At 50.9% G+C, this 686-nt stretch carries 1 protein-coding gene; it reads left to right on the top strand.

Annotated features, from left to right (window positions below):
• Nucleotides 1-630, top strand: a 630-nt coding sequence (locus ACTHUM_RS16875) for a penicillin-binding transpeptidase domain-containing protein (RefSeq protein ID WP_440403538.1), incomplete at its 5' end; no start/stop codon positions are given.
• Nucleotides 631-686 lie beyond the last annotated feature (56 nt).

Here is a 686-nt window from a genome sequence, read left to right as displayed (position 1 = left end):
GGCTACAACGCCTACACGCCTTTGCAAATGGCACATGCGACAGCATCTATGGCCAATAACGGTGTCGTTTATCAGCCGCATTTGGTCAAAGAAGTATTGGATTTCGGCGCGCGCAAAATTACCCGTATCAACCCCAATCCTGAGCGTCAAATTCCGTTCAAAGCCGATAACTTCGAATACGTCAAACGCTCAATGGAAAAGGTATTGAAACCGGGTGGTACGGCGCACCGTATCGGTGGCGGACTCGCCTATACGATGGGCGGTAAAACCGGTACAGCCCAAGTCGTACAAATTAAACAAGGCGGCCGCTACAATGCCGCAGCCCTGCGCGAACAACACCGCGACCACGCATGGTTTATCTCGTTTGCGCCATTGGAAAAACCTGAAATTGCCATTGCCGTTATTTTGGAAAACGGCGGCTGGGGTGCGTATGCCGCGCCATTGGCCCGTGAAATGACTGATTTTTATATGCTTCACGTCAAGCCGCAACAGTTTTCAGACGGCCTTGAGTCAGATTTAGCCAAAACTGAAACAACGGACAAGCATCAGCCTATTACCAGCATTTTCCAATCTGCCTACGGACTGACGCCGACAAGCCCTGCCTCACAGCCGGAGGTTCATCATGAATAACACATCAGTGTGGAAAAATTTCAAATCCACCATTGCGGCCCCGATTGACCCTTGGC

The sequence above is a fragment of the Neisseria sp. P0021.S006 genome, assembly GCF_051956895.1.
The sequence above is the reverse complement of the archived record's forward strand: the minus strand, read 5'-3'. Positions and strand labels throughout refer to the sequence as shown.